General features: G+C 73.3%; 11 protein-coding genes. 2 read left to right on the top strand and 9 right to left on the bottom strand.

The genetic code is table 11. From position 1 onward, the window contains the following. Window positions 1-18: 18 nt before the first annotated feature. Window positions 19-2967: a GT4 family glycosyltransferase PelF gene (gene pelF, locus VK611_22035; GenBank protein ID HMG44028.1), complete on the bottom strand. Its 2949-nt coding sequence runs from the start codon at window positions 2965-2967 to the stop codon at window positions 19-21. Here pelF and VK611_22030 point away from each other — a divergent pair. Next, window positions 2966-3826: an endo alpha-1,4 polygalactosaminidase gene (locus VK611_22030; GenBank protein HMG44027.1), complete on the top strand. Its 861-nt coding sequence runs from the start codon at window positions 2966-2968 to the stop codon at window positions 3824-3826. The genes pelF and VK611_22030 overlap by 2 nt on opposite strands. 22 nt (window positions 3827-3848) lie before the next feature. Here the strand turns inward: VK611_22030 and VK611_22025 are convergent, their stop codons facing one another. From VK611_22025 to VK611_22015, 3 genes are read right to left on the bottom strand one after another with little or no spacing between them, the layout of a single operon-like run. Continuing rightward, window positions 3849-6404 (bottom strand): DNRLRE domain-containing protein, encoded by a 2556-nt coding sequence (locus VK611_22025; GenBank protein HMG44026.1) that lies wholly within the window; start codon window positions 6402-6404, stop codon window positions 3849-3851. Beyond that, window positions 6401-7312 (bottom strand): NAD(P)-dependent oxidoreductase, encoded by a 912-nt coding sequence (locus VK611_22020; GenBank protein ID HMG44025.1) that lies wholly within the window; start codon window positions 7310-7312, stop codon window positions 6401-6403. The genes VK611_22025 and VK611_22020 overlap by 4 nt, the downstream gene beginning before the upstream one ends. Before the next feature lie 8 nt (window positions 7313-7320). Next, entirely contained in the window at window positions 7321-8073 is a 753-nt protein-coding gene (locus VK611_22015) for a sugar phosphate nucleotidyltransferase (GenBank protein ID HMG44024.1), read from the bottom strand. A 146-nt stretch (window positions 8074-8219) separates the two neighbouring features. Between VK611_22015 and VK611_22010 the strand changes: the two genes are divergently transcribed. Then, a complete protein-coding gene (locus VK611_22010) occupies window positions 8220-9821 on the top strand; it encodes a metallophosphoesterase (protein ID HMG44023.1) in 1602 nt (533 codons plus the stop codon). Here the strand turns inward: VK611_22010 and VK611_22005 are convergent. The 5 genes from VK611_22005 to VK611_21985 all read right to left on the bottom strand — a co-directional run. Beyond that, window positions 9790-9951, bottom strand: coding sequence for a hypothetical protein (locus VK611_22005; GenBank protein HMG44022.1), 162 nt, complete (start codon window positions 9949-9951; stop codon window positions 9790-9792). The two genes, VK611_22010 and VK611_22005, sit on opposite strands and share 32 nt — an antisense overlap. 11 nt (window positions 9952-9962) lie before the next feature. Beyond that, the gene (locus tag VK611_22000; GenBank protein HMG44021.1) at window positions 9963-11072 is read right to left on the bottom strand and encodes a hypothetical protein; all 1110 of its coding nucleotides are present in this window, start codon (window positions 11070-11072) and stop codon (window positions 9963-9965) included. A gap of 10 nt (window positions 11073-11082) precedes the next feature. After that, window positions 11083-11901: a hypothetical protein gene (locus VK611_21995; GenBank protein HMG44020.1), complete on the bottom strand. Its 819-nt coding sequence runs from the start codon at window positions 11899-11901 to the stop codon at window positions 11083-11085. Between the two features lie 237 nt (window positions 11902-12138). Continuing rightward, window positions 12139-12846 carry a hypothetical protein gene (locus VK611_21990; GenBank protein ID HMG44019.1) on the bottom strand — a complete coding sequence of 236 codons (708 nt, stop codon included), beginning with the start codon at window positions 12844-12846 and terminating at the stop codon, window positions 12139-12141. Between the two features lie 111 nt (window positions 12847-12957). Then, on the bottom strand, window positions 12958-13364 hold a 407-nt coding region (locus VK611_21985; protein HMG44018.1), incomplete at its 5' end, for a hypothetical protein.

The raw sequence follows: 13364 nt of genomic DNA, 5'->3' as shown, positions 1-13364 counted from the left end.
CAGGGGGGATCGGGGGAGTTAGCGGTGGGTCTCGGGGTCGAGCAGGACGAGGCGGGCCCGCAGGCACAGCCCGGCGGCGACCAGGCCGCCGACGCCCAGCGAGACCGTGTGGTCGCCCAGGCCGAAGGGGTTCTGCGAGCCGGCGGTCACCCAGGCGAGGGCGACGACGGCCAGGGCCATCGCGGCCATCACCGAGCCGATCCGGGCGGCGGCGGTCAGCACGGTGGCGCCGAACAGCGCCGCGGCGACCAGGGCGAACACGGCGGCGGCGCTCGACGCCACCGGCCACGGCAGCTCCGACGACCCGGCCAGCCCGGCGGTACCGGCGGCGACGGCCAACGCCAGGCCCGCCAGTCCCCGCCCCAGCCAGCCGCCGACCACCCGAGCGGCAGCGGAACGGAAGGCGGGCAGCCCGGAAGCGGCTTCGAGATCGACGGCCAGCGCCCGCCGCAGCGACAGCAGCAACCACTCCCCCGCGGCCACCATCAGCCACAGCGGCGCCGCCACGACCAGCCAGTGGTTGCTGCCCACCAGCGCGAACCCCGGCAGGTGCCCGACCGCGCCCACCGCCAGCAGGGCGAACCCGGCGGTCAGCCAGCCGCACAGCGCCAGCGGCACCGCCAGCACCCAGTCGGCCCGCTCCAACACCGCCGACGCCCGCGCCCCGCCCGGTCCCCGCAGGCACCAGGTGACCAGGGCCAGGGTGGTGGTGACGGTGGCGAGGGCGGCCGGAGCGACGACGTCGGCACCCAGGGCGTCGGGGTGGACCACCACCACGGCCGACAGCACGGCGACCGGCATCAGCAGAGCGAGCAGCAGGCGGGTGCGGCCGGCCAGCACCAACACGGAGGCGGCGACGAGGTGCAGCAACGGGAGCGCGAAGGCGACGCCGGAGGCCGGCCCACGCGCGGCGGCGACCGCGCCGGCCGTCACCAGCGCGAGCAGCACCGACGCCTGGACGCCGCGGCGCAGGGCGACCAGGCCCTGCCCCTTGGGCGCCCGGTAGTAGGTGGTGTAGGCGAGGACGCCGCCCGCCTGGGCCAGGCCCCAGCCCAGGACGCTGGCCGCCACCAGGGCGACCTGGTCGGCACCGGCCCGGGTCGCCGCCGCCACCACCACCGCCGGCAGCACGTAGGCCAGCCCTCGGGTGAAGGCGCCGTCCGGCTGGGGCGACGGCGTCTGCGGGGGGCGGGGCGGCGCCGGGGTGCTGTGGAAGATGCGCCCGGCCCGGCGCAGCATCGTGGCGTAGGACCACATCCGCTCGGCCAGGGCGAACACGTCGGGGGCGCCGAACCGGGTGGCGGCGACGTCGTCGGTCACGCCGACCGACTCCAGGGTGGCGGCCACGTCGTCGGCGTCGACCGCCTGGGCCAGGGCGTCGGCCCCGCCCAGCGCCGCGGTCAGCTCGTCACGATCCCCGCGCTCCAGCGAGATGTGCACGGGAACGCACGGATTCCGTGCGCCACGGTGCAAGTTTCGGACGGGGGTGCCGGCCCGCAGCTCCGCGTACAGGCGGCGGTAGGCGTCGAGGCAGCCGTCGAGCGTGAAGTGCCCCAGCACCCGCTCCCGGGCCAGGGCGCCCAGGCGCCGGCGCCGATCCCCGTCGCCCAGCAGCTCCAGCACCGCCTGGCCGAACAGCTCGGGCGCCCGGGGCGGCACGACGATCCCGGTGTCGTCCACCGCCTCCGACACCCCGCCGACCCCGGTCGCCACGGCCGGGAGACCGCACGCCATGGCCTCGATCAGCGAGTACGGGAAGCCCTCCGAGATCGAGCTCAGCACCCCCAGCTGGGCGTCCCGGTAGGCGTCGGCCGACTCGGCGACACCGCCCTCGAACGTGACGACCCCGTCGAGCCCCAGCTGCGCGACCAGCTCGTCGAGCCGGGCCCGGTAGGCCTCGTTCCCTGCCGGCGTGCGCCCGTACAGGCGCAGCCGGGCGTCGGGCCGCACCTTGTTGACCACGGCGAACGCCTCGATCAGCGTCTCCAGGTCCTTGATCGGGTCGATGCGCCCCAGCCAGGCCACCACCGGCTCGGCGGGCTCGACGTCACGCCCCGCGAACTCGCGCGGGTCGATGCCGTTGTAGACCCGCCGCACCCGCGACGACGGGGCACCGTGGCGGGTCTCCCAGCGCCGGTTCCACTCGCTGCCGGGGGCGACGGTGTCGGCATCGGCGTAGGCCAGCGCGCTGACCAGCCGGTGGAACCGCACCAGGAGCGCCTTCGCCGGCCGGGCCATAGGCAGCCGCCGCAGCTCCAGGTAGCGCTCCCGCAGGTAGATGCCGTGCTCGGTGAGCAGGAACCGGGCGCCGTGGCGCCGCTGGGCCACCAGGCACACGAGCGCGGCGAGCCCGTTCGACGAGGCGTGGTACACCGGCGCCGGCCCCGGGTCGATGCCGAGCGGCCGCAGCAGGTGCTCCAGCATCCCGGCCACCTGCACCAGGTCCGACGCCCGGGCGCCCCGCATGGCCTCGGCGTGGCCCCGAGGGCGGTCCAGCTCCTGGTCGAGCGCGGTCGCCAGGGGCCCGAAGGCCAGCTGCCGCATCACCTCGGCCCCGTCGAGCCCGGCGACGTCGTCGACGAAGCGACCGAAGCGCGCCACGTCGTCGGCCGGAGCGGCCAGCAGCGCCGCCAGCTCCCGGGCCAACGGCGCCGCGGTCGACGAGCGGACGCGCCGGCGGCGCCGGTCCCACAGCCCCACCGTCACCAGGTCCTCGGCGTGGGTCGGCAGGTCCCAGACCGGGCGCTGGTAGCCGAAGGCCGTCAGCGCCACCAGCCGGAACGCCTGCTCGGGCAGGCCCTTCACCAGCTGGTCGCACCACACGCTCACGCCACCGTGGGCGTGCGGGTACGTCCCCTCCGTGACCAGCACCACGTCGGGACGGCCTACATTCTCCTGCCGGACCAGGCGTAGCGGCGGCGCCACGGCTGGCTCCGGTTCCAGCACCGACGGGAAGGTCATCGACATGCCGGCACGACTCGCGTGGTGGGGCGGGCTGGCCACGCTGGCGCTGGCCGCGTCGACGGCGGCGTGCTCGGGTGACGACGAGGAGGCAGAACCTGTGGAGAGGACGACACCCACCCCGGCGGTCCACCCGCCGACCCCACCCACGGAGGGCACCTGGTGGCGCCCGACGAAGGGCCTCTCGTGGCAGTGGCAGCTCGACGGCGAGGCGATCGACCAGTCGGTCGACGCCGAGGTGTTCGACGTCGACCTGTGGGCCACGCCGAACGCCACCATCCAGGCCCTCCACGACCAGGGCCGGAAGGTGATCTGCTACCTCTCGGCCGGCTCATGGGAGCCCTACCGCCCCGACGCCGGCGACTTCCCCGCCGAGGTGAAGGGCGGCGCCGTGGAGGGCTGGCCCGACGAGCGCTGGCTCGACATCCGCCGGCTCGACGTGCTCGAACCGCTGATGGCCGCCCGCTTCGACCTGTGCCGCGACAAGGGCTACGACGCCGTCGAGCCCGACTGGATGGACAGCTTCCAGCAGGACACCGGGTTCGACATCAGCGCCGACGAGCAGCTCCGCTACAACCGGTTGCTGGCCGGCATGGCCCACGAGCGGGGCCTGGCCATCGGACTGAAGAACGACCTCGACCAGGTCGCCGAGCTGGCCGGGCTGTTCGACTTCTCGGTGGTCGAGCAGTGCGCCGAGTTCGACGAGTGCCACAAGCTGCAGCCCTTCCTCGACCTCGACAAGCCCGTGTTCCACGCCGAGTACGACCTCGAGACCGACGAGTTCTGCGCCGAGTCGCGTCGTCTCGGGCTGAGCTCGATCCGCAAGCGGCTGGAGCTCGACCCCTGGCGGGAGACCTGCGACTGATCCGGCCGGGGTGGGTGGGTGGTCAGCCGGCACTCGACGGATCGACTGCGAAGGTGCGGGGCGTCGGGTCCACCGTGACCTTGGCGATCGACTGACCGCCGTACGGCGTGCCACCCGTGACGCCGGTGACCAACGGGCGGGCGGTTCCGTTGGCCACCAGCGTCACGATCTGTGTGTCGATGTCGAGCCAGCCGCGCACGGCCTGCTCGCGGGCGACGATCCGGTCGAGCGCCGCAGGACCGAGCTCGTGGGCCTGCGGCGTGCGCACCGGCAGCGTGAACAGCTGCTCGTAGCGGGTCATGACCGCGTCCATCCAGTCGGTCTGCAGGGTGCGGCCGCCGCCGTAGTTCCGCAGGTTCGACTGGTGGAAGTAGTGCGGCCACTCCTTGCCGGACAGCATGTGGCTCACCGTGGTGTCGGCCTCGGCGGCCAGCAGCTGGTCGTAGGTCTTGGGCGAGCAGATCGCACCGGGGATGGTGCAGGGGTCGTTGCCCGCCGCCACGTGGCGCTCGTAGTAGAGCCAGTTGTACTCGTCGAGGTCCTCGGCCGGGGTGGTGGCGTTGACGTAGACGTTCGTGGGGTACCGGGGCAGCACGACCAGGTCGAACCCGGGGACCCGCTGCTCACGGTCCTGGTTGGGCCGGGACGAGTCGGCGGCGATGTACCTCACGCCCAGGTCCTGGGCCGCCTGCATGAAGTTCGGGTTGGCGCCCTGCGGGAAGGGCACGTCGTCGGACGGGTCCTCCTCGGTGCCACGCCGGTCGTGCAGCCCGGCGTGCGAGTCGCTGAGCAGGTAGGGCAGGCCCTCCTGGTAGCCGGGCAGGCCCAGCTCGGTCCACGTCACCCGGTTGCGGGCGATGTCGTCGTGGGCCGTGGCGTAGTCGGTGACCGGGCACTCGGCCGGCTGCGGCTCGTCGGGGTCGGGGCAGAGCCGGTCCATCTGCAGCGCGGCGTAGGTGTGGTTGATCCAGCCGAACTGGTCCTTCACCTCGAGGACCTTGGCGGTCAGCGGCTCGGGCTTCGACGACGTCTCGAACTGGAGCGTGGGCCGGTTGGCGGCCGTGCCGTTCTCGGCGCTGGCGAAGGTGGCCGTGCCGTTGGCGGTCGCCCGGATGAGCACGCCGTGGTTGGGGCGGGCGCCGGACGCCCACGCCTGCCAGATCGGGGTGATGTCGAGCTCGTTGACGCCGGGGCCGGTGAGCTGGCGGGTCAGGCACGCCGAGGCGTCGACGCTGCCGCCGGACGTGGCCCACGAGGTGAACGAGGCCCGGGAGCTCCAGGTGGGCGGGCCCAGGTCGAGCAGGCCGCCGTTGCCGTTGCCCTCGGTCCAGGTCTGGGTGAGCGGGCACACCTGCACGGCCAGCGGCTGGGCCAGGGCGTTGCTCACCACCAACCGCAGGAGGACGCGGTCGACCCGGTCGGCGGGCGGCGCGGGCGGCGCCGACACGTCGGCGGCCCGCACGATCGCCCGGCGCTCGCTGTTGCCGCTGCGGGACACGGTCAGGCTGGTGGCCCGCCCGTAGCTCCACAGGGAGCCCGACACGAGCATGGCGTCGTCGGCCGCGTTGCGGACCACCCGGGGGTTGGGCGTCCAGCCCTTGGCACCGATGCCGTTGTAGGGGAGCTCGACCTGCCAGCCGGCGGCCAGCGGGTGCTCGGCCCGGAAGGCCGCCTGCTGGGCGACCACGTTGTCGAGGTCCGCGGGGGTGATCCGGTAGCTGGTGGCCGGGTTGGTCTGGTTGGCGACCGGGTCCCACAGGTCGTCGGCGAGGAACATGTCGTCGGTGTGGGTCGACAGCGACACGAAGCGGCCGCCGAGGAACACGCCGCTCGTGGCGAAGTCGAGGAACTGGTAGGCGAGCACGTTGCTGTGCAGCCGGAACCAGGCGTTGCCGACCGTCGACAGCAGCACCTCGCGACCGTCGGCGTAGTCGAGCTTCGACACGTACACGTGGTCGGGGACGCCGTCGTCGACCAGCAGCGGCGTGACCGTGGGCCGCCCCGGCTGGCCCACCTGGGGCGCACCCCAGAACCCGAACTCGGGGATGGTCAGCGTGTTGGCGGTGTTCACGTAGGCGAACAGTCGACCGGTGCCGGCCGGCGACACCCACCGTCCGACCCCGGCGGCCTGGGCCCCGGCGCCCGCCATGCCGTAGTCGAGGTCGTGGCCCGGATCGGTGGCGGGGAACCCGGCGACGACCGACTCGCGCACCCGGAAGTCGCGCTCGTAGGTGTGCAGGCGCTGCCACTCCTCGAGGGTGAACCCGCTGCCGTTCGGCGTGTAGAGGTCGGCCTGGGTGAGGACGATGCCGTTGTAGTGGCCCCGGTCGCCGGTGCGGAGGTAGGCGTCGGTCAGCGGCGTGGTCGACGCGTCGAGCACGTCGTAGGGCACGCCGACCTGGTCCATCGTGCGGGCCATCAGGTCGAGGCCGGGGTCGCTGGCGCGATCGCCCACCGACACCACCAGCACCTTGAGATCGACGGAGCGCCCGGTCGGCGGGGTCTGCGCCGCAGCGGGCGGCGCGGCCGGCAGGCCCAGCAGGGCGAGCGCGGCGACGAGGGGAACGATGATTCTCACGAGAGCTCTCCAGCCGATTGCGAGCGAGGGATCGACGGCGCGGGCGGGCCGCCGAGGATGGACCGGGCCAGGTCGGGCAGCCGGTCGACGTAGGGGAATCCGACGAGCTCGCGCAGCCGGGCGGGGTCGCCCACGATCCGACCGCCGCGGGGCCAGCCCAGGTCGCGCACGGCGACGCGCACGCCCAACAGCCGGCCCATGGCCTCGGCCAGCTCACCGAAGGCGGTGGGTCGGCCCGAGCACACGTTGACGATCGGCGGCACGTCGGCGTCGCAGGTGGCCAGCGCCACGACGGCGGCGGCGATCGTCGACCGCCGGCTCAGGTCACGGGTGGTGAACGGGTCACCGATGCCCACTTCCCCGCCAGCGCCGGGGACCCGCACCGCTTCGCGCACCTGGGCGGCGATGCCGTAGAAGGGGTTCTCGGTGGGCAGGTCGGCGTCGACCACGTTGAAGACCCGGGCGACCAGCGCCTGGGCACCCTGCTCCCGCCAGCGCAGCACGGCGAGCGAGCCCGCCAGCTTGGTGGTTCCGTAGATGGAGCGGGGCAGGCAGCGCTGGTCCTCGTCGACCGGCGTGGGACCGGCCGCGTTGGGCCCGTACTCGGCGGCCGACCCGAGGTGGACCAGCCGCCAGCTCGACCGGGCCGCCAGCCAGCCGAGCCGGTTGGGCAGCTCGTAGTTGGCGACGGTGGCCGCCTTGGCGTCGTCGAGGCGGTAGTTGCCGGCGGCGTTGACGACGACGTCGGACCGGGCGAGGGCGGTGGCCAGCGACGACGTGTCGTCGGGGTCGACGGCCACGGCGCCGGGGCCGGCCGACCGGGACACCACGGTGACGGTCATCCGCTGCCGGCGGGCCTCGGCGACGATGGCCCGTCCGAGCCACCCCCGGCCGCCCACGACGGTCATGTGGGCCGTCATTCGGGGATCAGCGCCGAGCGGAGGAGGGGGAACTCCTCGTTGGCGCGGTCGTAGTCCTCGGGGCGGCCGATGTCGAGCCAGAACCCTTCGTACGGGAACGACTGCGGCGGCGTGCCGGACGCCAGCTGGTCGAGCAGGAGGTCGTCGAAACCCAGCGGCAGGCCCGGCTCGAAGCGGTCGAGCACCCGCCGGGCCAGGCCGTAGACGCCCATGCTGACCGTGTAGTCGAGCGTCGGCTTCTCCCGGAACCCGACGATGCTGTCGTCGCCGGCGGTCAGCTCCAGCACCCCGAAGTCGATCTGGATCGTCCGGCTGTAGGCGGCGACGGTGACGTCGGCCCGGGCCGCCAGGTGGCGGTCGAGCACCTCGCCGAAGGGGAGGTCGGTGAGGATGTCGCCGTTCATCACCAGGAAGTCGGCGGGCAGCTCGTCGCGGTGCTGCACCAGCGGCCCGACCGTGCCGAGCGGGCTGTCCTCCTCCCACCAGTCGACCTCGAGCCCCCAGCGGTGGCCGTCGCCCACGACCGCCCGGATGAGCTGGCCGAGGTGCCCGATGGCGATGCTCACCGAGCCGACACCCGCCCGGGCGAGCTGCCGGAGCACCACTTCGAGGATGGCGCACTCGTCGCCCAGCGGCACGAGCGGCTTCGGCAGGCAGGTGGTGTACGGCCGCAGCCGCACGCCCTTCCCGCCCGCGAGGATGACGGCATGCCGCTGTTGGGGACGCCGCCGCCCCAAACTGGTACCCATTGTCCGCTGTCCTCCGCCGTTCCGCCGACTTCGCCGTGCCCGCTCCGTGGGTGGAGAACCTCCCAGCGGAGGGTGGTCGAGTCAACGCGAAGAGCGTGATTTCGGGGGTTATTTGGATCGCGTCGGAACGGGGCAATCCTTAGGGCATGGCTGGGACCACGAGCGTCGAGCGACAGCGGCCCGAGCCGCCGGGTCCGCTCCGGCGACTCCGGGGGCTCGCACAGCGCCTGCCGCGGCCGTCGGGCCAGGGCGAGCGCTGGGAACGCTGGCGCCCCCGCCTGCGCAGCCTGGCCTTCACGCTGGGCGGCGCAGTGCTGGCGGTGGTGATCGCCGGCCGGGTGGGCGCCCACATCGGCCCGTTCGACGCCACCGTCGCGGCCCGGCCCGCGCTGAGCAGCGACACCACCGTCCGCCTGGCACCGCTGGGCACGATCGTGCTCGACACCCACGACTGGCCGATGGCGCTCGACCTGCGGGTCGACCAGATCGGCCTGCAGGAGGCGGAGCGGATCGCCGAGAACCCCGAGCGGATCGACCGGCTCGGCGACGACGTGGCCGACGACGTGAGCCGCGCGCTCACCCGCCTCGCCTGGCGCTGCGCCCTCGTCGCCCTGCTCGGCGGGGTGGCGGGCGCCCTCCTCGCCCGGGCCAACTGGCGCTCGGGGTTGCGCGGCGGCGCGGTCGGGCTGCTGCTGGTCGCCTCGCTGGGTGCCGGCACCGCGGCCACGTTCGACGCCAACGCGGTGGCCGAGCCCCGGTACACCGGGCTCCTGCGCCAGGCGCCCGCCGCCGTGGGCGACGTCGAGTCGATCATCGAGCGCTACGGCGAGTACCGGGCGCAGCTGAGCGACCTGGTCGGCAACGTGGTCACCCTGTACCTGGCGGCCGAGAACCTGCCCACGTTCGAGCCCGACGACGGCACCGTCCGGCTCCTCCACGTGAGCGACATCCACCTCAACATCCAGGCGTTCGACGTGATCGACCAGGTGACCGAGCAGTTCGACGTCGACGCCGTGGTCGACACCGGCGACATCACCGACTGGGGCACCCAGCCCGAGACGCGGATGTTCGAGGAGATCGGCGACCTCGACGTCCCCTACGTGTGGGTCCGGGGCAACCACGACTCCCCGCGCACGCAGAACGCCATGGCCGCCCTGCCCAACACGGTCGTGCTCGACGGCGACGCCGAGACGGTCGCCGGCCTGCGCATCTGGGGCATCGGCGACCCCCGCTACACGCCCAACAAGGACCAGGAGAGCCACGTCGGTGGCGATTCCGAGCAGGAGCAGGCCGAGGCGTTCGCCCCCGACGTGGCCGAGGCCTTCGCCGAGGACACCCCGCCGGCGGTCGACCTGGTGATGGTGCACGACAGCCGCGTCGCCGCCGACCTGGGCGGCGAGGTGCCGCTGGTGCTGGCGGGCCACACCCACAAGCAGGGGCGGTCGGTGATCGACCCGCCCTCGGCCTCCACCACCACCGTCCAGAACGCGAGCGAGGGCGAGGAGCAGATCGACGAGGACGAGCCGGAGGAGACCCTGCTGTTCACCGAGGGGTCGACGGGCGGCGCGGGGCTACGGGGCCTGCAGGACGAGGAACCCCACCCACTGACGGCGACGGTCCTCTACTTCGACGGGGACACCCGCCTCCTGGTGGCCTACGACCGCATCACGGTGAAGGGCTTCGGCGAGACGGGCGCCACCATCGAGCGCCACCTGGTCAACCCCGAGGACCAGGACCAAGCCGGCTGACGTTCTCCAGCCCCGACCAGCGGTCGTCGCTCGGGCGCAGTCCGAACCGGTCGCCGTGCTCCCCCGCCAGCGCCACCCACTCCCGGGCGTTGGCCTCGACGACCTCGGCCACCTGTTCCCGGGGGACCACGTGGACGCTAGCTACGACGGCGTGCCCGGCGGCCGGCCGTTTCGGCGCCGAGGCATGGTGACCACCCGGACCCGGTAGTTGACGCTGCGGTCCGACGACCACGGCGCCACCGGCGCCATGACCAGGCCGCACAGCGCCAGCAGCGGCAGGTCGTAGTTCACCCGCCAGCCGGCGAAGTCGCGCCACGCCTGGTCGCGGTCGGGCTTCACGGCGATGCCGAGGGCCACCAGCTCGTCGACCACCTCGTCGTACTCGTCGCGGGTGATCGAGATGGGGTCGGACGGATCGGGCGCGTCGTCGTAGGCGATGTCGAACGTCGACGCGATGCCGCGCAGCGCCAGGTAGCCGGACCGCAGGCACAGCTGGGCCCGCCACGACGGCGGCAGGTCGAGGGTCGACGCCCGCAGCGCCGCGCCGTCGAGCACCGCCCCGGCCGCGGTGATCCACGACCGCTGGGGCCGGGTGCTGCGGAAGAACGGCAGCGCCTGGAACGACGTGTGCGACTCCTCGATCTCGGCGAACCAGCGCTCCCAGTCGGCCCAGAAGTCGTCGAGCTGGCCCATCCAGCCGATGGTGTTGGCCCGGCGGAACAGCCCTACCGGGCTGGGCGGCGTGCCGGCCCACGTGTCGAGCTGCGACACCAGCACCTCACGGTGCGAGAACTGCCCGTAGATGCTGGGCAGGAAGCTGATCAGCAGGGCGATCAGGCCGAGCCCCAGGGTCGCCTCCACGAAGGTGGTGGCCAGGTAGGAGCCGTGGGTGTCGGTGGCGAACCCGAGCGTCAGGGCCGACGAACCGGACTGCATCACGGCATCGCGCCAGCCGAGCCCCAGGCCCCAGTAGATCGGCACGAACCCGAACACGAGGATGGCCATCCACACCCCGGGGAGCATGACCAGGGCGAAGGGGGCGTACCGGGCCATCAGCCGGTCGGCGTCGTGCCACTCGCCGAGCTTCCGCAGCCGCACGTCGAACGGCTTGCGCACGCCGACGAACACCCAGCGGGTGAGCTGCGCCGGCTCGGCCCGCGGCATCACCACGGTCTTCACGGCCGACGCCAGCATGGCGAGCACCACCCCTGTGCCCAGCAGGACGGCCAGCACTCTGACGACGACGAACACCGCCCGGAGGTTAAAGCGCCGAGGCGACCACTCCTGCGTACGCTTGGGCGCCGGACGAGCTGAGGTGGATGCTGTCGCCGCCGAAGTACCCGGGGTGGCCCGACGAGGCGCCGTACCAGTCGGCAACCTTCACGTTGGCCCAGCGGCCGGACGCGGCCCACAGCTCGCCGTTCACCGACGACTCCCAGGCCCGGGTGCCGTTGAGCTGCACGGTCACCAGCACCACCCGGGGCACGCCCGACAGCAGGCTCAGCACGGCGTCGATCTCGCCGGCGTTCGTGTAGCCGTTGGTGCCCAGGCCCACGATCACCGTCGACGGGTAGGGGGCGTGGGCGGCGACCGTGGAGGCCCCGGCCGACATCTGCCGCCCGACCTTGGCGTCGATCGAGGCGCACATGTCGAGCGTGCCGTAGTACTGCGACGAGCCGCTCAGCATGATCGAGTCGCCGACACACAGGGCGCCGGTGCCACCCACGTCGGGCGGCGCCGCGGCGGCAGGGGCCGGTGCTTCGGCGGGGGCCGGTTCCACAGTCGGTGGCGGCGGGGGCACGGGGGCGACCGACGTGGTGGGGGCCGCAGTGGTGGGCGGAGGCGGCGCCGTGGTGGTCGTGCTCGAAGATGACGACGATGTGGTGGTCGGTGCCTCCGTGGTCGTCGGCTCCTCACGCTTGGTGCTGGCGACGAGGTCGGGCTCCCCGCCCCAGGGACCACCCCGGACGACCAGCGCCGCGGCCAGCGTGACGGCCACGGCGAGGGTGCCCGCCAGCGCCAGCAACCTGGGGGTCGTCCAGTCGCGCGACGGCCCGCCCTCTGTCTGCTCGAAGTCCAACGAGGTCCTCCCACCCAGTTCCCAGCTTCAGCGGGTCCGCCAGGCAACTCACGTCTGCCAGTCCTCGGCGCTCCGCCGCCGAGAGGTCAAACCATGCGTCGAACCACCCGCTCTTGGCGCCTGCGGCGCCGGGCCGCTCGGGCCACGCCTCGCCTGGCGGCTCGGCTCTTGGTCCGGAGCAGTCTCGCAGTCACTCAGTGTGACGACAACGTGAAAGCCGTCATTTCTCCGTAACAGTCACAGGGCGGCGGCGATGACCCCGGCGTAGGCGAGCGCGCCTGCCTGGCTGGGGTGGATGTTGTCGCCCCGGAAGTACTCGCGGTGGCCGTCCGACGCCGCCTTCCAGTCGGCCAGGCGGACGTTGGGCCAGCGGGCGGCGGCCGCCGAGATCTCGCCGTTCACCGAACCCTCCCAGCGACGGGTGCCGTTGAGCTGCACGTTCACCAGGACCACCCGCTTCACGTCCTGCAGCTGCGACAGCACGGCGTCGATCTCGCCGGCGTCCGTGTAGCCGTTGGTGCCCAGGTGGAGCACCACCCGGTCGGGCAGCGAGCGGCCCTGCACCGTCGACGCCGCCGACGACCACGCCCGGCTCACCGTCGCGTCGACGGTGCCGCACATGGCGAGGGTGTCGTAGTACTGCGGCGAGGCGGCCAGCATCACCGAGTCACCGATGCACAACGCGGCGGTCGTGGTGGGCGCCTCGGTCGTGGTCGTGGTCGGCGCCGATGTCGTGGCGGGCGTCGCAGTCGTCGGGGTGGGCGACTTCCCGGGCGGCACCGAGCTCCGGGCGACGGTCTGGATCGCCCCGTCCGACGGGTCGGCGCCCACGCCCAGCACCAGCACGGCGCCGATCACGACGGCCAGCGTGATGGTGAGGAACAGCAGCGCGACCGCGAAGAACGTCCCCCGGAGGTGCTGGCGGGCCGCGTCTGGCGACTGCATCGCGTGATTTTGCACGCGCGTTGCGCGCGTGTGGCGGATGATGAAAGCCCCCGGGCAGCCACAGGGCTACCCGGGGGCTCGTTGCCGGGGGGGAACGATGGGAGGGCGGGCTTAACTTTCCACCAACCGCTCCACCCGACGACGTCGGGGCGGCACCAGGGACACGATCATGACCAGGAGCCCGGTGCCGGCGAGGAACCAGGCCCAGCGCTCTTCGAGCGCCAACTCCCGGACGATCTCGTCGTTCTCGATGGCGGCCAGGGCACCGGCCACGGCGAGGCCGAGGCCGCAGATGGCAGGGAGGGCCCGGCTGCGGGAGGCCGCGGCCAGCATGAGCAGCACACCTCCGCCCACCTCGAGGGCGCCGAGCAGCGGCGTGTGCGGCACGTCGGCCACCTCTTCCACCGGCCGGAACCAGGAACTGTCGATGCCGGTCCGGATCAGCACCAGCGCGCCGACGACGGCGAAACCGGCGCCGATCACGGCGACGATGGCGTCGGCAACGGACCACCGCTCGA

The organism is Acidimicrobiales bacterium, from assembly GCA_035316325.1.
In the GTDB taxonomy this organism is placed as follows: Bacteria; Actinomycetota; Acidimicrobiia; order Acidimicrobiales; family VFJN01; genus DASXTK01.
The sequence above is the reverse complement of the archived record's forward strand: the minus strand, read 5'-3'. Positions and strand labels throughout refer to the sequence as shown.

Coding starts and splice junctions, on each gene's coding strand:
- VK611_22030 (HMG44027.1), top strand. CDS start 2,966: ATGCCGGCACGACTCGCGTGGTGGGGCGGGCTGGCCACGCTGGCGCTG.
- pelF (HMG44028.1), bottom strand. CDS start 2,967: ATGTCGATGACCTTCCCGTCGGTGCTGGAACCGGAGCCAGCCGTGGCG.
- VK611_22020 (HMG44025.1), bottom strand. CDS start 7,312: ATGACCGTCGTGGGCGGCCGGGGGTGGCTCGGACGGGCCATCGTCGCC.
- VK611_22015 (HMG44024.1), bottom strand. CDS start 8,073: ATGGGTACCAGTTTGGGGCGGCGGCGTCCCCAACAGCGGCATGCCGTC.
- VK611_22010 (HMG44023.1), top strand. CDS start 8,220: ATGGCTGGGACCACGAGCGTCGAGCGACAGCGGCCCGAGCCGCCGGGT.
- VK611_21990 (HMG44019.1), bottom strand. CDS start 12,846: ATGCAGTCGCCAGACGCGGCCCGCCAGCACCTCCGGGGGACGTTCTTC.